The organism is Streptomyces sp. NBC_01003 (assembly GCF_045162695.1).
Lineage (GTDB): Bacteria > Actinomycetota > Actinomycetes > Streptomycetales > Streptomycetaceae > Streptomyces.
Map to the genome: position 1 here is coordinate 107,666 of NZ_CP108708.1, position 20,412 is coordinate 128,077.

Sequence of the window (20,412 nt, forward strand, 5' to 3'; positions counted from 1 at the left end):
ACCGGCCGGACGGCCCCAGTCCTAGTCCTCGTCCCGCAGCCGCCGCCAGATGCGGGTGCGGTGCAGTACGTAGAAGGCCACGAACAGGACGGCCACCTGAAGCCCCACGGCGAGCAGCCAGAAGACGACCTTGCTCTCCAGTTCGTCGGTCAGGAAAGTGAAGTTCATACCGAAGAATCCGCTCAGGAACGTCAGCGGCAGGAAGATCGTCGACACGATGGCCAGCCGGTTGATCACGCCGTTCTGCTCGCCCGCGGCGAGGGAGGAGTAGCTGGCGAAAGCGCGGCGGGAGGCATCCTGGAGGGACTCGATGTTCGACAGAACCAGCCTCGCCGCGTGCTGGAACTCCTGGGCGAGTCTTTGCCGCTCTTCCGGGAACCTGGGGTTCAGCATCCGACGGGTGAAGACCTCGTCCAGCACCTGGAGGTAGGGAAGCAGCGAGTGGTGCAGCAGGGCGGAGCGCCGTCGCAGCATTGACAGGCGGTAGACCTGCTCGGGGCGCCGTTCCTGGAACATGTCGTCCTCGAGTTCCTCCACCAGCAGCAGGTCCTGCACGGCGGCCCGGCGGAAGGTAGCCAGCGCCTCCTGGAGCAGCAGGAAGAGCACGGCCACGACGTCGGGGGGCCTCTCGTGCCGCAGCTGCGCGGAGATGTTCGACGCCAGGCCCGCCGGGCCACGGTGAACGGTGACCAGGAACTGCTCGGTCACCAGCGCGTGGATGTAGGCGACCTGTTCGTCGTGGATCACGGGCACGACGAAGCCGGCCTTGTGCCCCAGGAAATCGGCCCGCGCGGGCTCGTCCTTCCTGCCGAACCAGTCCAGGTCGTCAGCCTCCAGGCCGAGCTGACGGGCCACAGACTCGCCATCTGCCGGCGCTTCTTCCGGCAGCTCGATGTCGACGATCAGAAAGCGGGCCACGGCGAGCCGCTCACGCGCCTCAGACATGTCCGTACGGGTGACGGTTGCCTCCGGCATTGACACCATCGTTACGATCATGGCCCTCACCGTTGGTTACGACTCCGACGGTCCCAGCGTGAGTGCGGTCCGGTATCTCCGCACTCGGACACAGTCATGTGCGGCACCGTGCCGACCGGACGGGTGACGAGATCACTCGCAGGAGGGGACGAGGGGGCCTGCCCTGCTCGGTGCGGAGGGAAGCTCTCGGAGCGAGAGCCGTCCACCGGACCGGCTGCCGTCCTCGGCCTTCAGCATCGGCCTTCGCACGTGACCGCCCGGACCAGTCCCAGCCGCTTCCTGATGGTTGTGGCGCGCACCGTCCACCGGTCTGGACAACGAACAACCCCCGAGTCCATGACCTGGGGGTTCATTGGGAGCGGGTGACGAGAATCGAACTCGCGCTCTCAGCTTGGGAAGCGATGGCGCTTCTGGAAGCGTACGTCCTCCGACCTGGCCATTTGAGCTCCGGCGCGGCGCTCGAATGCGGGATCGCACCGCTGTTGACCATGGTTGACCGTTCTTGGAACTCCTGTCGGAATGACTTCAGGCGTCTCCAGTAGATGAGTGCGCATCCGAGGGTGACGAAGGCTCATGAAACGCCCTCCGAGGTCGTGGGCCGCATGCTGCCGACTGCCCCGACCGTCCCGAAACCCCTCGGTGCCGCCACTCTTGACGGTGGATCCGAGGGCTCTCATACTGGCGGCCAAATCGATTTGGCCAAATCGATTTGGCTCTCCGTCCAGGGCCGGATCGCGGCTGATATCCGAGCGTGCCGTACGCCCGAACGGAGCCCGAACATGTCCAGTCCCCGCCAGAGCCGGCCACCGGCCGGTCAACCGCCGGCCTCCGGTCGTGCGGCCACGCACCCGGCAGGCGAGCCCACCGCCCATCCCTCCGAGGTCTCCGACACCTCCGAGGCCTCCGACACCTCCGGGACCTCCGAGACCGTCAACTCCCAGCTCACGCAGCCAGTCGACCCGGATGAGCGCCCCCGTCCCGAGGGTGCCCGTCCCGAGGGTGCCCGTCCCGACACCACCGGGTCCTCGGCCGGCACAGGTGCCCCACTCGGCGTGCACCCCGTGGACGAGTCGCGTCCCCTGGGGCGGATCCTGCTCTTCGGGATCCAGCACGTCCTCGTGATGGCCGCCACCCCCATCTCGGCGATCTTCCTGATGAGCGCCACCCTCGGGCTCAGCGCCGGTCTCACCGTCGATCTGCTCTCGGCGGCCTTTGTGCTCTCCGGCGTGGGATCGCTGATCCAGTCGCTCGGGCCCTGGAAGTTCGGGCCGCGGCTGCCCTTCGTGATGCTGCCGGGCGGGGCTCCGCTCATCCTGTTCCTCGCGATCGCCGAGCAGCACGGCGTGCGCATCGCCACCGGTGCGGTGGTCCTGACGGCCGTGTTCTCCTTCGTCGTGCTGCCAGTCTTCTCGCGGCTGCTCGCGTACTTTCCCGCCCTGGTCATCGGCACGATGATCGTCATCGTCGGCGTCAACCTGGTGAAGGTCGGCGCGGTCCTCGTCACGGGACAGCCCGGCTCGCCCGGCTTCGCGAATCCCACCAACCTCGGTCTCGGCATGGCGACGATCGGGTTCACCGTCGTCTTCTACCTGCTCTTCACCGGCATCCTGCGCCAACTGGCCGTCATGCTCGGCCTGTTCGCCGGCACCGCGCTCGCCGCCACGGTCGGCGCGATCGACGGCGCAGGTGCCACAGGCGGCGCACTGGTGAACCTGCCGCACCTGATGCCCTTCGGCTCACCCGAGTTCAACCTCGTCGCCGCCCTGCCGCTCATGCTCTACAGCCTGGCCTCCATGGCCGAGGCCACCGGCCAGACCGTCATCAACGCCGAGGCCGTCGGCAAGAAGATCGACAAGCGGACCGACGTGCCGAAGACCGTCCGCGGTGACGCGCTCACCTCGCTCTTCGGCGGATTCTTCGGCCTGCCACTCATGGTCACCAGCGGGGAGAACATCGGCATCGTCCGCGTCACCGGCGTCCGCAGCCGGTTCGTCACCGCCGCGGCCGGAGTCGTACTCGTCATCATCGGATTCCTCGCACCCGTCACCCGTGCGATCAGCGTGATCCCGACCGCCGTCGTCGGCGGCACCGCCATGGTCGTCTTCGCCGTCATCACCGTGCTCGGCATCCAGATGCTCGGCCGCTCCGACCTCGACAAGCACACCAGCACCTTCATATGCGCCGTCGCTCTCGCACTGGGGCTCCTGCCCGTCCTGGTCCCCGGCGTGTACGGGGCGTTCCCGCCGAACGTCCGCATCCTCCTCGAGAGCGGCGTCGCCGTCGGCACGTTCACCGCCGCAGTTCTCAACATCCTCTTCCACCATGTCAGGCCAGGCGTCGCCGCCCGTCTGACCACCGCGCGCGCAGAAGGCGACCGATGAACCGATCCGACCGCGATCTCCTCGCCGGCCCCGGCCCGCTCCTTGTCGTACCGGACGCGGTCCTGCTGCCCGAAGGCCCTGCCGACGGCTGGGCCGTCACGATCGACGACGGTCGCTTCGAAGCCGTCGGACCGGCGGACGAACTGGAGGGCGCGCACCCGCAGTTGCCGGCCGTACGGCTGCCCGGCCATCTGCTGATGCCCGGATTCGTCGACGCCCACCACCACCTCACCCAGAGCTTCGGCTCCGCACTCGCCTTCGGGGAGCCCTCCGAGATCTTCCGTCGGGTCTGGGTGCCGCTGGAAGGCGCGCTGGACGAGGAATCGGCCTACACCGCGGCCAAGCTGGCCGCCCTCGAAGCGCTGCGCGGCGGATTCACCACCGTCACCGACGCCGGCACGCGCGCCGGTGTCGACGTCGACGTGGTCGCGTCCGCCGCGCGTGACGCCGGAATCCGCTGCGTCCTCGGACTCGTCTGCAACGACGCGGACCACGAGGACGCGACGGACCCCCCGGCCGTTGTCGAGCACGCCGAGAAGCACCTCGCCCGCTACGACGGCGATCCGCTCGTCCATCCGTCCCTGGCCGTCTCCATCCCCGAGGCGGCAACCGAACGCACCCTGCACGCCACCGCCCGCCTCGCCGCCGAGGCCGGGGCCGTCGTCCAGATTCATGTCAACGAGCACCTCGCCGGCGTGGAACGTTCCCTCGTACGACACGGGCTGCGGCCCCTCGAACACCTGCACCGCGTCGGCGCGCTCGGCCCCCAACTGCTCGCCGCGCACGCCACGATGCTCACGCCGCGCGAGCTGACCCTGCTCGCCGACACAGGGACCGCCGTCAGCTACAACCCCGTCGCCAGCGCGTGGAAGGGCAACGCGGTCGCGCCCGCGACCTCCATGGCCGAGCGTGGTATCCGCTTCGGGCTCGGTACCGACGGCACCCGCGGCGACGGTTTCCGGCTCGCGGAGGCCGCCGAGTTCGCGCAGCGCCTCGCGTACGGTCTGGCGACCGGTGACTCGTCGTGCGGTGCGGGGTGGACGTGGCTGGAGCGCGCCAACCGGGGCGGTGCGGATGCCGTCGGGCTCGGCGCCCGCACCGGCACCGTCGCCCAGGGCATGGCGGCCGACTTCCTTCTCGTCAATGTCGACACCCCCGAGCTCGCACTCTCCTGGGACCTGCCGTGGGAACTCGTGCGACGCGGCAATCGGGACCAGATCGCCGCCGTCTTCGTCGCCGGGCGACTGCGTATGTGGCACGGCCTGCCGGTCGGCTGGGACGGGCCCGAGCTGGTGAGACGGGCGGCCGAACTGGCCCGCGCTGCCGTCGCCAGGGCGAACGTCACCCGGGTGCACCCCACCTCCACGGCATCACGGGCGCTGATCCGATCACAGGAGCGGAGCACGGCACTGTGAGTACGCAGATACTGGCGGTCCTTGCCGTGACGGTGGCCATCGCCGCGTTCGTCCAGGGCAGCAGTGGACTGGGCTTCGCGCTGATCGTCGCGCCCGTGGCCGGAATCCTCGATCCCGGCCTGGTCCCGGTCTTCGTCCTCGCCTCGATGATCCCGCTCAACCTGTACGTCGCCTGGCGCGAACGGTCCTCGCTCGACCTGCGCGGCGCGGGCTGGATCACCGGGGCGCGGCTCGCCGCCACCCCGGCCGGTCTTGCGGTGCTCTGGCTGATCCCGGAACGCAGCCTCGGCCTGTTCGTGGGCGGCGCCACTGTGCTCGCGGCCGTCGCGAGCCTGACCGTGCCCGCGTTCACGCCCGGGCGGGCCGCGTACGTCGGCGCGGGCGCGGTGACCGGGCTGACCGAGACCGCGACCGGCGTCGGCGGGCCTCCGCTCGCGCTGGTCTACCAGCACCGGCCGCCCGCCGAACTGCGCTCCACGGTCGCCGCGTGCTTCCTCATCGGGGAAGTCGCCTCCCTGGCGCTGCTGTTCGCGACAGGGAAGGCGCAGGTCACCGAGCTCGGCCAGGCAGCCGCGCTGCTGCCCGCGATCGCCGTCGGCGCGTGGCTGAGCCGCCTGGTGCACCACCGTCTGGACGCCCGCAGGATGCGTCTGTTCGTGCTGGTCTTCGCATTGGTCTCCGGGCTCGTCCTGATGCTCCGGGCCTGAGCTGAGTGTCTGCTTCTGATCCCTGTGCGTCTGGCGGTGTGGGCGCGGGCACTCGGGGCTCCGTGCGGTGAAGCTTTATGACCCTCAATGCCCGTTTCCCACTCGCTCCTTGATCCGTCTCACCGTGGCCAAGCGGTTCACGTCTCAAGGACGAGGCCGTCCTCGCCGAACATGGCCTCGAGGTTGCCCAGGCGGGTGCCGCCCCCGAAGCGGAGGTCGGGGGCGGTGCGGCCGACGGGCGGCTGCTTGCCGCCGAGGTCGTAGTGGGTGAACAGTCCCAACGTCTTTCGGTACGCGTGAGTCACCTCGTCGGGGGTGTTCATCAGGTCGAAGGCCGGCCGGCGCGTCCCTCGGAGGAGTGGGATTTCGGTGGGCCCGCCACTGCCCGGGGGTGGGGATTGTGCGCCACCAACGCGGTGTCGGCCCGCGGGCTCAGGTGAGGGCGGTCACCAGCAGGGTGAAGGCGGCGATGATGACGGCGACGCGGACGTAGTGGAAGCGGTCCCAGCGGTTCATCTGCTGCTTCCAGTCGGCGGGCCGGTTGTCAGGGGTCCACGTCTTGCCCCGGTTGTTGATCGGGACGAGCAGCAGGATCGACATGATCACGCTGAGGATCAGCAGCGCGCCGGCGGTGACGACGAGGCCGGTGCCGTGGTGGGGCCGTCCGGCGATGGCCCAGACCGCGACGAGGATGAGCGAGGTGATGTACCAGACCGGCATCACGGCACCGAGCATCCGGCCCCCGTGGGCGCGGCCGAGTTGGCCACTGTCGCCGGGGAGTGCGTTGAGGATCGGGTTGATGACGAAGGCGACGGAGAACTCCACCCCCACCATCACGCCGACGATCACGGTGGTGAGGACCTCGAGTGCGTTGAGCATGATGACCCCTTCTGGGATCTAGCGGTGCTAGATGGTGAGGCAACGCTAGCATTACTGCCGCTCGATTGTCTAGCAGTGCTAGGATCGCATCATGTCGGTACAGGAACGCAAGGAGCGCGAACGGGCGGGCCGCGAACGTCTCATCTTGGCGACGGCCCGCGAACTCGCCGAGGTGCAGGGCTGGGACGCGGTCACCACCCGCCGGCTCGCCGAGCGCATCGAGTACAGCCAACCCGTCCTCTACAGCCACTTTCGCGGCAAGCGCGAGATCATCGGCGCCGTCGCCCGCGAGGGCGCCGCCGAGATGGCCGCGGCGCTGCGGGCCGCGGCCTCCGCCGCGGACGGCCCGCGCGCCCGGGTCACCACCCTCGCCCGCGCCTACCTCGACTTCGCCGAACGCAACCCGGCGGTCTACGACGCCATGTTCCAGCTCGACGGCGGCCTGGCGTTCGCGAAGGAGGACACCCCGGAGCCTCTGAAGGATGCCTTCGCCGCCCTGCTGGAGAACCTCGGCGAGGCCGCCGGGGACGGCGTCCACCCGGGACTGTTCACCGAGGTGTTCTGGGCGGCCCTGCACGGGCTGGCGACCCTGACCCGGGCGGGACGGCTGCCGCCGGAAGACACCGAGCGGCGGGTGGAGCTGCTGCTGGACCGGCTCGCCATGATCTGACGCACCGTCCGGGCAGGGCAGGGTCTTGCGGCCCGGCGGCCCAACTGACCCCTGCCCCGGGAGGCTGGAGCATCAACGGCCGCGCCTGACGCGTCCGTCCGCGACAAACACCCGCCGACGCTGCGCGCACCTCGCCGCAGCGCAGAGGACGGGCACCGCCCCACCCCGACCAACACCTCCGCGGGGCCGCCAACGCACCACCACGAGCCCCACCACCTCAAGAGCACACGTGCGGCACGGAAATCCCCGTCCAGACACCACTCCAGCTCACACGCGATACCACCCAGCAAGGTCGAACTGTCTCGGCGACCCGCAGCACAGCCGGTCAGCACCCCTTGCCGTACCTCGACTGCACGAACAGCCGACAGCCGAGGACGAAGACGTTCTCGGGGTGTGGCTCACAGACGGCTTCCAGGAGTCGGCGGTGCGGGCCTGAGTACCCACAGGTGAGGTGCGCACACCTGGTCCGGTGAGCGCGAGAAGGGCCGCGCGGCTCCTGCCGGACCGGTCCTCGAGCCCGGTTCGAGGCCGGACCGCTCAACTGGGGGCAAGGCCTGGAAGTCGGCTCCGCAGGGTCGTCCGACGACTCAGCCGCGGCCTGATCTGTTCTCGGATTGGAGATTCGCATGTCAAGCAACTTCCCGGCCTTCGCCGAACTGATCGCGCAGACCAAGCACTCCGCCGTGCACCTGGAGATGCGTGACGTCTACACCCCCAAGGGCCCGGTCTTCGTCGACTGGCAGAAGGGCCGCCCGATCGAGTACGACCGGCACCTCGACTGGGTCGATCTGGTGCAGGACGCGGTCGGGCGCGGCGTCGACTGGCGGCGCGCGCGGATCGTGTCCGAGCCGGTGACCGACTTCATCCAGTACGAGTGGGAGACCACCACGATCGTCAACGTGCCCGCCGGCGAGAAGGTGCGCTGGCTGCCGCGGCAGCGGGCCTCGGAGCTGCTGCTGCCGGGCAACGACTTCTGGGTGTTCGACGACACCCTGCTGCGCTGGACGACCTTCCACGGCGACGGCTCCTGGGGCCCGCACGAGTTCTCCGAGGACCCCAAGCTGATCCGCCAGTGCAAGGAGGCGTTCGAGGCGGTCTGGGAACGCGCCATCGACCACGCCGACTACACCCCGCAGCGCAAGGAGCCGGCGGCGGCCTGAGTCCGCCGCCCCGCCCGAAAGCCCAGCACGCAGCATCCGTCACCCGCCACCGTGGAGTCGCTCCCAGGGCGGGTGACGCGCGCTGCCCGCCGACCGGGGCCGGCGCGGCAGAGCGGAAATCAAGGGGCGCTGCACCGGCCGGAGTTAGCTTTCCGGCCACTGAAGGGATACGGGTGATCTTCGATGGAGCTCCGGATACTGGGATCTATAGAACTCTGGACGGGCAGCGCCCTGGCCGATCTCGGCCCCGCACGGCAACGCAGCATCCTCGGCGTCCTGCTGGTCGATCCGGAACGGCCGGTGCCGCTGGAGTCCCTCGTCGACCGTGTATGGGGAGACCGGCCGCCCGCGGGGGTCCGCAACGTCGTCCACACCTACATCACCCGGCTGCGCCGGGCGCTCGCCCGCGCCTCGGCCGAGCTGCCCGAGCCGATCGGCCTGGTCCGGACCCCGGCCGGCTACCAGGTCTCGACCGATCCCGGCACCGTGGACCTGGTACGTTTCCGCCGGCTGCTCAAAAGCGCCCGGCAGGAGGGCCTCGACAACCAGGAACGCAGCACGCTGCTCCAGCAGGCGCTGCACATGTGGCGGGGCGACCCGCTCGGCGGCATGCAGAGCGACTGGGCGGCCCGGCTCCGGGAGTCGCTGCGGCAGCTGCACCACGAGGCGCTCAGCCAGTGGGCGGACGCCGAGATCCGCCTCGAGCGCCCCGGCGCCGTCCTCGCGGAACTACGCGCCGCGCTGCTGACCGACCCGCTCTCCGAACAGCTCTGCGAGCGACTGATGCTCGCGCTCTACCTGGAGGGGCGCAGCGTCGACGCCCTCGAGTACTACCAGTCGATGCGCCGGCTGATCGCCAAGGAACTCGGCACGGATCCGTCGCGGCGGCTGCAGCGGCTGTACGAGACGATCCTGCGCGGCGAAGTGGCCGACCCCGCACCGCCGCCCGAGCGCGGCGGCGGTGACCCGCACGGCGCCGTCACGCAGGGCGTCGGCACGTTCCCGGTCCTCGCCCACCCCCGGCCCACCCCGCACATCCCGCAGATGCTCCCGCTCGACCTCCCCGACTTCACGGGGCGCGAACGCGAACTCGACGTGATCCAGCGGACCCTGACCCAGCCCACCGACTCGCAGCCGTCCGCGGTCGTGCTGGTCGGCGGCGGCGGCGTCGGCAAGACCGCGCTGGCCGTGCGCCTGGGGCACCGGCTGCGGTCCGCCTTCCCCGACGGGCAGCTGTACGCGGCGCTGCGCGGTAGCGGCACCCGGTCGGCGGACCCGCACGCGGTGATGGGCCGGCTGCTGCGCGTGCTGGGTACGGACCCCGACCGGCTCCCGGCCGACCCCGATGAGCGCGCCGAGGTCTACCGGCTGGCGCTCGCCGGGCGCCGGCTGCTGCTCACCCTCGACGACGCGGTCGACGACGAGCAGGTGCAGCCGCTGCTGCCGGGCAGCGCGGACATCGCGGTGCTGATCACCAGCAGAGGCCGGCTCAGCACGCCGCTCGGCGCCCGCGTTCTGCAGCTGCCGGACCTGCCGCACGGCCACAGTGTGCGGCTGCTGGCCCGGATGCTGGGCCCGGAACGGGTCAGCCGGGAGCCGGCCGCGGCGGCCGCGATCGCGCGGTACTGCGGCGGGCTGCCCCTCGCCCTGCGTGCCGCGGCCGTACGGCTCAACACCCGCCCCCACTGGTCGCTGAGCCGCTACGCGGAGCGGCTCAGCGACGAGGGCCGGCGGCTGGACGAGCTGGCGCACAGCTCGCTGAGCGTGCGGGCCAGCTTCACGGCGTCGTACAACGCGCTGCCCAAGGACGCCCGCGAGGCGCTCCGCTGCCTGGCCCGCCTGGAGGTGCCCGAGTTCGACGCCCATCTGGCCTGCCCGGTGCTCGGCAAGGACTTCGCCACCGTCGAGGACGCCTGCGAGCAGCTGGTGGAGGCCCACTTCCTGAGCGTGGCCGAACCCGCGGGGGCCGACCTCCCCACCCGCTACCGCCTCGACGGCCTGCAACGCAGCTTCGCCCAGGAACTCAGTTCCGGCCGGTCGGGTGCCCTGGACGAAGCCGTCCATCTGTCCATCTGACGCGGCCCACCTGGGGATACACCCGCGGTCAAGACGCCCTCCAGTCCAGCGCCCATCCCGGTGTCGGAGAGTCATTTCCGAAGCCACCTACGCGACAGGGCAGGAAGGAGTGGGACCGCAATGACGCCTCCGGACACTCCCCAGGCCGTGGTGCCGGACCTCGGCAGGACCGACACGGAACCCCGGCCACCGACACCGGCGCGCGCGCCCACGATGGCCGATCTGGCCGACGATCTCACCACCCGAAGGGCGCAGGCCCACTTCGGGCACGACCCGGACGCCGACGCCCGCCACCTCTCCAAGGGCAAGTTGCTGGCCCGCCAGCGCATCGAGGCGCTGGTCGACCCGGGCACGTTCACCGAGCTGGGGCTGTTCGCCGAGCACCGGGCGGTGGGCTTCGGCATGGAGGACTCGCATCCCGAGGGCGACGGTGTGATCACGGGCTGGGGCGAGGTCGACGGCCGTACGGTCTTCGTCTTCGCTCACGACGCCCGGGTGCGCGGCGGCGCGCTGGGCGCGACGTTCGCCGCGAAGATCCACCAGCTGCTCGACTTCGCCGACTCCGTCGGTGCCCCGGTCGTCGGCCTCAACGACGGCGGCGGCGCACGGATCCAGGAAGGCATCGACGCGCTGGCCGGCTTCGGCAAGCTCTTCGCCCGTAACGTCCGCGCCTCGGGCGTGGTGCCGCAGATCAGCGTCGTGCTCGGCTCCTGCGCGGGCGGCGCCGTCTACTCGCCGGCGCTGACCGACTTCACGTTCATGGTCGAGGGCATGGCCAACATGTTCATCACCGGGCCCGACGTGGTGCACGCGGTGACCGGCGAGAAGGTCACGCACGAGGAACTGGGCGGCGCGTACACCCACGGCACCCGAACCGGCGTGGCGAGCTTCGTGGCGCCGGACGAGGAGTTCTGCTTCGAGGGCGTACGGGAACTGCTCTCCTACCTGCCGTCGAACAACGCCGAGACGCCGCCGTACACCAGGCCCGTGGACGATCCGAACCGGCGTTGCGAGGAACTGCTGCGGCTGGTGCCGGTCGACGACCGGACGCCGTACGACATCAGGACGGTCATCGCCCACATCGTCGACGACGGCGACTACCTGGAGGTCCAGGAGAACTGGGCGCAGAACATCGTGTGCGCCCTGGCCCGCCTGGACGGCCACACGGTCGGCATCGTGGGCAACCAGCCCGCGGCCATGGCGGGGGTGCTGGACATCGACTCCTCGGAGAAGGCCGCCAGGTTCGTGCGCACCTGCGACGCGTTCAACATCCCGCTCGTGACGCTGGTCGACGTGCCGGGGTTCATGCCCGGCACCGACCAGGAGCACAACGCGATCATCAGGCGCGGCGCGAAGCTCCTGTACGCGTACTGCGAGGCGACCGTGCCGCGCGTGCAGGTCATCCTGCGCAAGGCGTTCGGCGGCGCGTACATCGTCATGGACTCCAAGTCGATCGGCTCCGACCTGTCGTTCGCCTGGCCGTCCAACCAGACGGCCGTGATGGGCGCCGACGGCGCGGCCAACATCATCTTCCGCCGGCAGCTGCGCGCGGCGGCGGAGCCGGAGAAGCTGCGCCGGGAGCTGATCGCCGAATACACCGAGCAGCTGATGAACCCCTTCGTCGCCGCACAGCGCGGACACGTCGACGACGTCATCGACCCGGCGGACACCCGGCGGGTGCTGATCAAGTCCCTGGACATGCTGCGCACCAAACGGGCCCGGCAGCCCGTCCGCAAGCACGGGAACGAGCCGCTGTGAGCGCGCCGGGGACCGCCCCGCTGACGGTGCTGCGGGGCAACCCCACGCCGGAGGAACTGGCCGGGCTGCTGGTCTTGCTCACCGCCCTGCTCGGCGCCACCGACGAGCCGGATCCGCCGCCGGCCGCCGAGCGCCGCTGGGGCCGGCCGGCCGGCTGGCACCGCCCGCAGCCCGGCGCCGCACCGGACGCGGCCGGCTGGCAGCGCACCCCCGCACCGACCCATGAAAGGACTACCCGATGACCGGTTGGACCGGCCCCGGCAGCGACGGTACGACGACCGGCTGCCTGGCCATGTTCCCCGGACAGGGCTCGCAGCGGCCCGGCATGGCCAAGCACCTTCTCGACACCTATCCCTCGGCCCGGCAGCTGTTCGCCCGGGCCGACGAGATCCTGGGTCTGCCGCTGTCACAGATCTGCGTGACCGGCAGTGCCGGGGAGCTCGGCCGCACCGAGATCACCCAGCCCGCGATCGCCACCACCAGCCTCGCCGTATGGGAACTGCTGCGGTCCGCCGGCTACCGGCCGGCGGCGACCGCGGGCCACAGCCTGGGCGAGTACCCGGCGCTGGTGGCCGCCGGGGTGCTGTCCCTGGAGTCGGCCCTGAAGCTGGTGCGGCTGCGCGGCCAGCTGATGGGCGAAGTGGCCCGCGAGGTGCCCGGCGCGATGGCGGCCGTGCTGGGGCTGCCCGCGGAGGAGGTGCTGGCCGCCTGCGGCAGCGCCGAGGGCCTCGGCCTCGGCCTGGTCCAGGTCGCGAACTACAACGAGCCGTTGCAGACGGTCATCTCGGGGCACGCGTACGCCGTCGAGGTGGCCGGCAAGGCGGCGCTGGACGCCGGCGCCGACCAGGTCGTGCCGCTGGACGTGGGGGCGCCCTTCCACTGCTCGCTGATGTCGGCGGTGGAGGAGGAGTTCACCGAGGCGCTCGCCGCCCACCCGTTCGCCGATCCCGTGCTGCCCGTGATCAGTTCGGTCACCGGCACCTACGTCGGCTCGGGCGAGGAGGCCAGGCAACTGCTGCGGCGTCAGCTCACCGGCCCCGTCCGCTGGGTCGAGGTGCTGCGCACGGCCGCCCGGCACCCGGTGGGCGCGTACACCGAGATCGGGCCCGGCCGGGTGCTCAGCGGGCTCGCCCGCCGCACCCTCGGGGAGGCCCGCACCCGCTCCACCGGAGACCCGCGTCGGCTCACGGCGCTGCACGGCGAACTGGCACCGGAGAAGTGGCAGGAGCCGGTGGCGTCCTGACGCCGCCCGAACCGCCGGCCGCACCGCACCGGTTCGTCCATCTCCAGCAATTCTACGAAGGGTAAAGGACACATGTCGTACGACGGTAAAGACTTCGGCACCATCGTCCAGGAGGCGGTCGCCGACGCGCTCGGCATCGATGTCGAGGAGGCTGTGCCCGAGGCCACGCTGCTGGGCGATCTGGACGCCGAGTCCATCGACCTGCTCGACGTCCTGTTCCGCATCGAGAAGGCGGCGGACGTGAAGATCAAGGTCTCGGACATCGCCGAGCTGCTCCAGGGCGGGATACCCGACGAGGAGTTCGCCGACGAGGACGACATCATCAACGAGGTCGGACTGGCCCAGCTGAAGAAGTCGCTGCCGCAGATCGACGTGCAGGAGCTGGCCGGCAAGCTCACGGCGGACGAGGTGCTGTCCCTGTTCACCGTGCAGAACCTGACGGATCTGGTGACCGAGCGTGCCACCCTCGCCGCGGCCGCTGCGTGAGCGGGGCGCGGGGCGGTCACCGGACGGCCCCGCCCCGCCGCCGCTGCGGGTACGGACCGGCATGGACCTGGCCGAGGTGTCCCGGGTCGAGGAGCTGATGACCTCGCAACCCGAGCTCCGGGAGCGGGTGTTCACCGCTCGCGAACTGGCCTACTGCTACCGGCGCAAGCGGGCCGGTGAGCACCTCGCCGGCCGCTGGGCCGCCAAGGAGGCCGTGCTGAAGAGTCTGGGGACCGGCATGGGCCCGCGCATGGAGTGGACGGACATCGAGGTCGTCAACGACCGCGCCGGCCGTCCCCGGGTGCGGCTGTACGGCGAGGTCGAGGTGGTCGCCCGGTCCCTCGGCATGCACTCCATCGACCTCTCCTTGAGCCACAGCGCAGGTCTCGCCGTCGCGCACGCCGTCATGGTGTGCCAGCCCACGGCGCCGCACGACCCACCAGCCCACACCACGCACACGGCAGAAGGAGACGAACGGCATGAGGCCTGACGAGACGGAGGCGCCGCGATGAGCCGCAGGGTGGTCATCACCGGCGTGGGCGCCGTCACGCCGCTGGGCAACGACGCGCCGAGCACATGGCAGGGACTGGTCGAAGGGCGCAGCGGAGTAGGCCGGTTGACCACGATCGACACCACCGGCTTCGACGTGACGATCGCCGGCGAGGTCAAGGACTATCGGCTGGAGGACGCCGTGCCCGGCTCGGTCGGCCTGCGGCATCTGCTGCGGCCGGGCACCTTCGGCGTGGGCGCGGCCTGGGAGGCGCTGCGCGACGCGGGGGTGGACAAGGACACGTACGACGGCGCGGACATGGGCGTGGCCATGGGCGCGTGTGTGGACCGGCCGGACCTGCAGTGGCTGGTGGACGTCGGGGCGCTGCGCGACAAGACCGGCCGGGACGACGCGTTCTCCACCTACGCGCCCTCGGACTCCCTCGCCTACAGCCAGAACATCGCGTCCGCGGCGATGGCCCGGATGCTGGACGCGACCGGCCCGATGCTGGGCGTGTCCACCGCCTGCTCGGCCTCCGGGCACGCCGTCGGTGAGGCCTTTCGCACCCTGCAGGAGGGCGACGCCACACTCATGCTCGCGGGCGGCTACGACTCGCTGACGACCTGGCTCGACGTGCTGTGCTTCGGCCTGCTGGGGGCGCTGACGAAGGAGTACAACGACGATCCGCAGCGGGCCAGCCGCCCCTTCGACGACAAGCGCTCCGGGTTCGTCCTCGGCGAGGGCGGCATCGTCCTCGTACTGGAGGAGCTGGAGGCGGCCCGTGCCCGCGGGGCGCGGATTCTCGCCGAGGTCCTGGGCTACGGCACCAGCCTGAACGCCTGGCGGATGACCGACTCGCCGCCGGACGGCAGCGGCGCCATCGAGTCCATCGAGACGTCGATCGCGGACGCCGGCCTCGAACCGGGCGACATCGACTACGTCGTGGCGCACGGCACCAGCACCCCGGGCAACGACCTGTCGGAGACCACGGCGATCAGGAAGGTGTTCGGCGACGCCGCCGAGCGGCTGCTGATCAGCTCGCCGAAGTCGATGACCGGTCATCTGACCGCCGCGTCCGCGGCGTTGAGCCTGCTCACCGCGATCGGGGCGATCAACCACGGGCTGGTGCCGCCGACCATCAACCAGGAGACGCCCGACCGCCGGCTCGGCCTCGACTTCGTCCCGAACACGGCGCGCAAGCAGGAGGTACGGCACGCCCTCGTCAACGCGTTCGCCTTCGGCGGCACCAACGTCGGGCTGGTCGTGGGGCGCTACGAGGAGAAGCGATGACCACCCGACAGCGACACGGAGGAGCGCGATGAGCGGCAGCGGACGTCAGGTCGTCATCAGTGGCATCGGCCTGCTGACCGCACTGGGCGAAGGCCCCGAGGCCAACTGGAAGGCGCTGGCGGCCGGCGAGAGCGGGATCGGCCCGATCCGGGCGTACGACCCGGAGCCGCTGCAGACCCGGCTCGGCGGCGAGATCGCCGAGTTCGACGCCACCCGGTTCGCCACCAAGCGCCAGCTGCGCACCGTCAACCGCGGTGACCGCCTCGCGCTGGCCGCCGCCCGGCTCGCCCTCGACGACGCGGGTCTGCCGCACAAGCAGGCCGGCGGCGACGAGCTCGGCCACCGGGCGGGCCTGTACCTCGGCGGCAACAAGTCGCTGGGCCGCATGGAGCAGCTCATCGAGGAACTGAAGGTGATCCGCCGCCCGGACGGCACGGCCGACATGGCGCACCTCGCCCGGCACGGCGACGCCATCATGCCGCCGCTGTTCTTCGTCGAGGGGCTGCCGGCCGGCGCGGTGTTCAACATCTCGCAGACGTACGGCATCAGAGGCTCCAGCACCTTCTTCGCGGGCTACGCGGACGCCGGCGCCACCGCGATCGGCCGGGCCATGCGCGCGGTGCGCCGCGGGGACGCGGACGTGGCGATCGCCGGCGGCTACGACGACGCCACCAGCTGGTGGTCGATGACGCTGCTGGACCGGCTCGGCATCCTGACCACCCGCAACGACCGCGGGCAGGAGGCGTACCGGCCCTACGACCGGGACCGCAGCGGCGGGCTCCCCGGCGAGGGCGCCGCGCTGCTGGTGCTGGAGGAGAAGCAGGCGGCGCTGCGGCGTGGTGCTCGTATCTACGCCGAGGTGACCGGCTACGGCGCCGGCCACGACGCCCGTACGCCGCCGGCGGCGGACCCCGAGGGCCGCGGCCTGGCCCGGGCGGTGCGGCGCTCGCTCGAGGACGCCCGGCTGGCCGCCGGCGACCTCGGCTACATCGCCTCGGACGGCTCCGGGACCCGCCTGGGGGACGCGAGCGAGGCCATCGCCCTGCGGGCCGCGCTGGGCACGGCAGCTCCGTCGGTGCCGGTCAGCACGCCCAAGCCGCAGACCGGCCACCTCGTCGGCGGCGGCGGTGCGCTGAACGCCGCCGTGGCCGCGCTGGCGCTGCACCACGGGGTCGTGCCCGCGACCCTCAACCTCGACCATCCCGACCCGGTGTGCGCCCTGGACCACGTCCGCGGCAGCGCCCGGGAGACCAGGCCGTCCCATGCGATGGCGCTGGCCCGGGGCATCGAGGGACAGGCCGTGGCCCTGACCCTGTCCAGGCCCGTGTGAGCGGCTGAGCAGCCCAGTCCACAGAAGGAAGCAGAGGCATGACTGACGTTCCTGACCAGACCGTCGGCGTCGTGATCGCCGCAGTGGGTGCGATCACCCCGCACGGCGGTTCGGCCGAGGCCCTGTGGGACGGGGTGCGCGCCGGGCGGGTGGCGATCTCGCCCGTGCGCCGCCTGCCCATGGACCACTACCAGACCGGCTTGGGCGGCGAGATCACCGAGCCCTGCTCGCCCGGGTACGACTACGCTCCGGACTCCGAGGCCCGTGACCGGTCGATCGACTTCGCGCTGGCCGCCGCCGAGGAGGCCATGGCCGGCTCGGGCCTGCGGGTCGGCACGGACATCCCGGCCGAGCGCTGGGGGGTCGCGTACGGCACCTGCCACGCCGGCTGGCGCAGCGCCGAACTCGCCCTGCGCGAGGTGGAGGAGGGTGGCACGCCGGACTGGCACCGCTACACGTTCGTGCCGCCGCAGGCCGGCGCGGAGGCGCTGTCGGCGGCCTTCGGCCTCAAGGGCCCGGTGCTCAGTGCCAACACGGCCTGCGCCGCCAGCGCCCATGCGCTGGCGCACGCGCTGGAGGTGATCCGGGCGGGTGCGGCCGACGCGATGCTCGTCGGTGGCAGTGACGCCTTCACGGAGTCGGCGTTCGCCGGGTTCAGCAGCCTGTGGTCGCTCTCCCCGAAGCCCGCGGCCCCCTACTCCAAGGACCGGTCGGGTCTGACTCTGGGCGAGGGCGGCGGGATGCTTGTGCTGCTGTCGCGGGAGGCGGCCGAGCGGACCGGCGCCCCGGTCGTCGCCGAGATGCTCGGCTACGGCCTGTCCGCCGACGGCCACCACCCGACGGCACCGCACCCCGAGGGCGAGGGCGCGGCCCGGGCGATCCGCTCGGCCCTGACCACCTCGGGCCTGACCCCCGACGACGTCCGGTACATCAACGGGCACGGCACGGGTACGGAGAAGAACGACTCGGCGGAGAGCAACGCCGTGCGTGCCGCTCTGGGCGAAGCCGCCGAGAAGATCTCGCTGTCCAGCACCAAGTCGATGATCGGCCATCTGCTCGGCGCGGCCGGCGCGGTGGAGGGGATCGTCACCGTGCTGGCCCTGCGCGACCAAGTGGCGCCGCCCACCGCCTCCTTCACCGAGCTGGACCCGCAGTGCGGTCTCGACCCGGTGGCGGGGACGGGCCGCCCGATGGTGCTGGACACCGCGCTGTCCAACAACTTCGGGTTCGCCGGCGCCAACGCCACCATCGCCTTCGCCCGCCCCGGCGGCCCTGGTGCGCCGGCTTCGGCCGTCGGCCCGGACGACGTCGTGGTGACCGGGTTCGGCGTGATCACCTCGGCCGGCGAGGGGGCCGAGGCGCTCTGGGACGCGTACGCGGCAGGTTGCCGGCAGGGTGCGCCGGAGAACGGACTGCGCGTGGCCCGGGTCGAGTTCGACCGCTCGGTAGCCGGCACTCCCAAGGAGCGCCGGCGCATGGACAAGGTCTCCCAGCTCGCCATCGCCTCGTGCCGGGCCGCCCTGGGCGCCGCGAGGGCGGACGGCGACGCGGATGCCGTCGCCGCGACCGGCGTGGTGCTCGGCACCGCGATCGGGCCGATGGAGAGCAGCGAACGATTCACCGTCCCGGTGCTGTCCGGGGGCGCGCAGGAAGCGAACCCGGCCGTGTTCACGAACACCGTGTACAGCGGCGCGGCCGGCCAGGTCGCGATGGCCCTGGGGACCAAAGGGCCGACATCGACGCTGACATCGGGGCACGCGGCGGGTGCCGCCGCCCTGGGTGTCGCGTACGACATGCTGCGTGCCGGGCGCGCCGAGCGCCTGCTGGTGCCGGCGGTGGAGGCGCTCTCACCGGCCACGTTGGCCGCGTACCGCAGCCTCCCGCTGTTCGGTTCGGCGGCCGGGCGCCGGTACACGCTCGCCGAGGCCGGCATCGCCCTGGTGCTGGAGCGCCGGGCGAGTGCCGAGCGGCGCGGCGCCCCGATCCACGCCGTGGTCCTGGGACACGCGACCGCGTCGGACGCATGCGGCATCGGCCGCTGGGACCCGACCGGCGACGGCGTGGAGCGGGCGATGCGCAAGGCACTGCGCAACGCCGGGCTCAGGCCGGACCACGTAGCGGCGGTCTGGGCGAGCGCGGCGGGTCTGGCCGCCGCCGACCGTCCCGAACAGGCCGCTGTGGAGCGGGTGTTCGACACCGGCCGGGTGCGGATCGAGGCTCCGAAACGGGTGCTCGGCGAGCCGGTCGGCGCGGGTGCCCACCTGTCGGCGGTCCTCGCCGTCGGCGCCTGGCGCGAGGGCGGGGACCGCCGCCCCGTCCTGGTGAACAGCTCCTCCCTCGGCGGCACCCACACCTCGCTCGTCCTGTCCCCCGTCCCCCTCCCCGCAACGGAGTCCGGCCGATGACCACCGCGTACGACGTGAAGATCCTCTCCACCGGCGCCTACGTGCCCGGCGAGCCGCTGGACAACCCCACGCTGGAGAAGTTCGTCGGGCCGCTGCCGGACGACGTCCTCGAAGGCATCCAGGTCAAGACCCGCTACTGGATGATCGACCCGGCCACGGGCGAGCACCGGATCAACAACAGCCGGATGGCCGAGCGTGCGTCCCGGCAGGCCCTGGAACGGGCCGGTGTGGAGCCCGACGAGCTCGACCTGATCGTGGTGTGCACGGCGACGCCGGAGTACACACTGCCCAACGTCGCCACCACCCTGCAGCACTACCTGGGCCTGGAGAGCGTTGCCGCGATCGAGATCCGCGGGGCCTGCGCGGGCTGGGTGCAGGCGCTGGACCTGGCCCGGCGGCAGCTGGCCGACGGAACGGCGCGCACCGCCCTCGTGGTGGGCAGCGAGGCCGGATCGCCGGTGCTGGCGCCGCACTTCCTGGACAAGGACCCGGCGCGCGTGCGGATGCGGGACCGGCTGACGCTGTACACGTTCGGTGACGGTGCGGGGGCCGTGGTGATGCGGGCCGAGCCCGCAGGCGAATCGGCGGACGAGTTCGCCTTCGTCAACGCGTGCGTGGGTGGCCTGCGCAAGCCCGGCATGGAGATCATCGGGGGCGGTACGGACGTGCCGCAGGCGGAGCAGCTGCGCCGACGCCAGTTGATCCAGATGAAGATCGACGTGCCCGGCACCTCCACGTTCGGGCCGCAGGTGTTCGTCCGTGCGATCCAGGAGATGGCTCAGAAGGACGGCCGGACGCTCGGGGAGTTCGACGCGATCGTGCTGCCGGAGGGCAACGCGGACTATTTCGCCGACGAGTTCGAGTCCGCCGGACTGTCCACCGAGGACATCCAGGCGCTCAACGGGCGGATCGTGGAGAACCTGGCCGATGTGGGGGCCACCGGTTCGGCCGCGGTGCCGCTGTCGCTGGACGCGGGCTGGACCTCGGGGCGCATCCGGCCCGGCGACCGGATCGTGCTGCTCGGCATCGAGGCCAGCCGGTACGTCTACACCGGCCTGTCGCTGACCTGGCAGGCACCGCTCCCGGCCTGAGCAGCTGCCGTCCCCCGCCCTGTCAAGTCATCTCGATTCATTTCACGTCGCCTCCG

The 20,412-nt window shown here is 71.6% G+C and carries 18 protein-coding genes; 15 read left to right on the plus strand and 3 right to left on the minus strand.

Going from position 1 to position 20,412, the window contains the following annotated elements; translation table 11 throughout:
• Nucleotides 1-21: 21 nt before the first annotated feature.
• Nucleotides 22-975, minus strand: a complete 954-nt coding sequence (locus OG698_RS48270; protein ID WP_406111880.1) for a CorA family divalent cation transporter — start codon at nucleotides 973-975, stop codon at nucleotides 22-24.
• Nucleotides 976-2,096: 1,121 nt separating this feature from the next.
• Between OG698_RS48270 and OG698_RS48275 the strand changes: the two genes are divergently transcribed.
• Genes OG698_RS48275 through OG698_RS48285 form a run of 3 tightly spaced genes read left to right on the plus strand, consistent with a single transcriptional unit; the run spans nucleotide 2,097 to nucleotide 5,478 of the window.
• The gene (locus OG698_RS48275; RefSeq protein ID WP_406111936.1) at nucleotides 2,097-3,356 is read left to right on the plus strand and encodes a uracil-xanthine permease family protein; all 1,260 of its coding nucleotides are present in this window, start codon (nucleotides 2,097-2,099) and stop codon (nucleotides 3,354-3,356) included.
• On the plus strand, nucleotides 3,353-4,771 hold the full coding sequence (locus tag OG698_RS48280; RefSeq protein WP_331729380.1) for an amidohydrolase family protein: 1,419 nt from the start codon (nucleotides 3,353-3,355) through the stop codon (nucleotides 4,769-4,771). Before OG698_RS48275 ends, OG698_RS48280 begins: the two co-directional genes overlap by 4 nt.
• The gene (locus OG698_RS48285; RefSeq protein WP_331729383.1) at nucleotides 4,768-5,478 is read left to right on the plus strand and encodes a sulfite exporter TauE/SafE family protein; all 711 of its coding nucleotides are present in this window, start codon (nucleotides 4,768-4,770) and stop codon (nucleotides 5,476-5,478) included. Before OG698_RS48280 ends, OG698_RS48285 begins: the two co-directional genes overlap by 4 nt.
• A gap of 137 nt (nucleotides 5,479-5,615) precedes the next feature.
• Here the strand turns inward: OG698_RS48285 and OG698_RS48290 are convergent, their stop codons facing one another.
• Together OG698_RS48290 and OG698_RS48295 are read right to left on the minus strand one after the other, a co-directional pair.
• Nucleotides 5,616-5,801 carry a hypothetical protein gene (locus OG698_RS48290; RefSeq protein ID WP_331729386.1) on the minus strand — a complete coding sequence of 62 codons (186 nt, stop codon included), beginning with the start codon at nucleotides 5,799-5,801 and terminating at the stop codon, nucleotides 5,616-5,618.
• Between the two features lie 109 nt (nucleotides 5,802-5,910).
• Complete coding sequence (locus tag OG698_RS48295; RefSeq protein ID WP_331729389.1) at nucleotides 5,911-6,357, minus strand: DUF1772 domain-containing protein; 447 nt, start codon at nucleotides 6,355-6,357, stop codon at nucleotides 5,911-5,913.
• Between the two features lie 91 nt (nucleotides 6,358-6,448).
• On the opposite strand from OG698_RS48295, the gene OG698_RS48300 reads away from it, so the two are divergent.
• The 12 genes from OG698_RS48300 (at nucleotide 6,449) to OG698_RS48355 (ending at nucleotide 20,356) form a co-directional block, all read left to right on the plus strand.
• Nucleotides 6,449-7,027: a TetR/AcrR family transcriptional regulator gene (locus OG698_RS48300; protein WP_331729392.1), complete on the plus strand. Its 579-nt coding sequence runs from the start codon at nucleotides 6,449-6,451 to the stop codon at nucleotides 7,025-7,027.
• 626 nt (nucleotides 7,028-7,653) lie between these two features.
• Nucleotides 7,654-8,187: a DUF6879 family protein gene (locus OG698_RS48305; RefSeq protein WP_331729395.1), complete on the plus strand. Its 534-nt coding sequence runs from the start codon at nucleotides 7,654-7,656 to the stop codon at nucleotides 8,185-8,187.
• A gap of 183 nt (nucleotides 8,188-8,370) precedes the next feature.
• The gene (locus OG698_RS48310; protein ID WP_331729398.1) at nucleotides 8,371-10,263 is read left to right on the plus strand and encodes a BTAD domain-containing putative transcriptional regulator; all 1,893 of its coding nucleotides are present in this window, start codon (nucleotides 8,371-8,373) and stop codon (nucleotides 10,261-10,263) included.
• A gap of 120 nt (nucleotides 10,264-10,383) precedes the next feature.
• Entirely contained in the window at nucleotides 10,384-12,021 is a 1,638-nt protein-coding gene (locus OG698_RS48315; protein WP_406111884.1) for an acyl-CoA carboxylase subunit beta, read from the plus strand.
• Nucleotides 12,018-12,263, plus strand: a complete 246-nt coding sequence (locus tag OG698_RS48320) for an acyl-CoA carboxylase epsilon subunit (RefSeq protein ID WP_331729401.1) — start codon at nucleotides 12,018-12,020, stop codon at nucleotides 12,261-12,263. Before OG698_RS48315 ends, OG698_RS48320 begins: the two co-directional genes overlap by 4 nt.
• A complete protein-coding gene (gene fabD / locus OG698_RS48325; protein ID WP_331729404.1) occupies nucleotides 12,260-13,264 on the plus strand; it encodes an ACP S-malonyltransferase in 1,005 nt (334 codons plus the stop codon). The genes OG698_RS48320 and fabD overlap by 4 nt, the downstream gene beginning before the upstream one ends.
• Nucleotides 13,265-13,336: 72 nt before the next feature.
• Nucleotides 13,337-13,750: a phosphopantetheine-binding protein gene (locus OG698_RS48330; protein WP_331729407.1), complete on the plus strand. Its 414-nt coding sequence runs from the start codon at nucleotides 13,337-13,339 to the stop codon at nucleotides 13,748-13,750.
• Nucleotides 13,722-14,240, plus strand: coding sequence for a holo-ACP synthase (gene acpS, locus OG698_RS48335; RefSeq protein WP_331729410.1), 519 nt, complete (start codon nucleotides 13,722-13,724; stop codon nucleotides 14,238-14,240). Before OG698_RS48330 ends, acpS begins: the two co-directional genes overlap by 29 nt.
• An 18-nt stretch (nucleotides 14,241-14,258) precedes the next feature.
• Nucleotides 14,259-15,530, plus strand: a complete 1,272-nt coding sequence (locus OG698_RS48340; protein WP_331729413.1) for a beta-ketoacyl-[acyl-carrier-protein] synthase family protein — start codon at nucleotides 14,259-14,261, stop codon at nucleotides 15,528-15,530.
• Between the two features lie 28 nt (nucleotides 15,531-15,558).
• A complete protein-coding gene (locus OG698_RS48345; RefSeq protein WP_331729416.1) occupies nucleotides 15,559-16,860 on the plus strand; it encodes a beta-ketoacyl-[acyl-carrier-protein] synthase family protein in 1,302 nt (433 codons plus the stop codon).
• Between the two features lie 38 nt (nucleotides 16,861-16,898).
• The gene (locus tag OG698_RS48350) at nucleotides 16,899-19,265 is read left to right on the plus strand and encodes a beta-ketoacyl-[acyl-carrier-protein] synthase family protein (protein WP_331729419.1); all 2,367 of its coding nucleotides are present in this window, start codon (nucleotides 16,899-16,901) and stop codon (nucleotides 19,263-19,265) included.
• Entirely contained in the window at nucleotides 19,262-20,356 is a 1,095-nt protein-coding gene (locus OG698_RS48355) for a 3-oxoacyl-[acyl-carrier-protein] synthase III C-terminal domain-containing protein (RefSeq protein ID WP_331729423.1), read from the plus strand. The genes OG698_RS48350 and OG698_RS48355 overlap by 4 nt, the downstream gene beginning before the upstream one ends.
• Nucleotides 20,357-20,412: the final 56 nt, after the last annotated feature.

Coding starts and splice junctions, on each gene's coding strand:
- OG698_RS48270 (WP_406111880.1), bottom strand. CDS start 975: ATGCCGGAGGCAACCGTCACCCGTACGGACATGTCTGAGGCGCGTGAG.
- OG698_RS48275 (WP_406111936.1), top strand. CDS start 2,097: ATGGCCGCCACCCCCATCTCGGCGATCTTCCTGATGAGCGCCACCCTC.
- OG698_RS48280 (WP_331729380.1), top strand. CDS start 3,353: ATGAACCGATCCGACCGCGATCTCCTCGCCGGCCCCGGCCCGCTCCTT.
- OG698_RS48290 (WP_331729386.1), bottom strand. CDS start 5,801: ATGAACACCCCCGACGAGGTGACTCACGCGTACCGAAAGACGTTGGGA.
- OG698_RS48295 (WP_331729389.1), bottom strand. CDS start 6,357: ATGCTCAACGCACTCGAGGTCCTCACCACCGTGATCGTCGGCGTGATG.
- OG698_RS48300 (WP_331729392.1), top strand. CDS start 6,449: ATGTCGGTACAGGAACGCAAGGAGCGCGAACGGGCGGGCCGCGAACGT.
- OG698_RS48305 (WP_331729395.1), top strand. CDS start 7,654: ATGTCAAGCAACTTCCCGGCCTTCGCCGAACTGATCGCGCAGACCAAG.
- OG698_RS48310 (WP_331729398.1), top strand. CDS start 8,371: ATGGAGCTCCGGATACTGGGATCTATAGAACTCTGGACGGGCAGCGCC.
- OG698_RS48315 (WP_406111884.1), top strand. CDS start 10,384: ATGACGCCTCCGGACACTCCCCAGGCCGTGGTGCCGGACCTCGGCAGG.
- fabD (WP_331729404.1), top strand. CDS start 12,260: ATGACCGGTTGGACCGGCCCCGGCAGCGACGGTACGACGACCGGCTGC.
- OG698_RS48330 (WP_331729407.1), top strand. CDS start 13,337: ATGTCGTACGACGGTAAAGACTTCGGCACCATCGTCCAGGAGGCGGTC.
- OG698_RS48340 (WP_331729413.1), top strand. CDS start 14,259: ATGAGCCGCAGGGTGGTCATCACCGGCGTGGGCGCCGTCACGCCGCTG.
- OG698_RS48345 (WP_331729416.1), top strand. CDS start 15,559: ATGAGCGGCAGCGGACGTCAGGTCGTCATCAGTGGCATCGGCCTGCTG.
- OG698_RS48350 (WP_331729419.1), top strand. CDS start 16,899: ATGACTGACGTTCCTGACCAGACCGTCGGCGTCGTGATCGCCGCAGTG.
- OG698_RS48355 (WP_331729423.1), top strand. CDS start 19,262: ATGACCACCGCGTACGACGTGAAGATCCTCTCCACCGGCGCCTACGTG.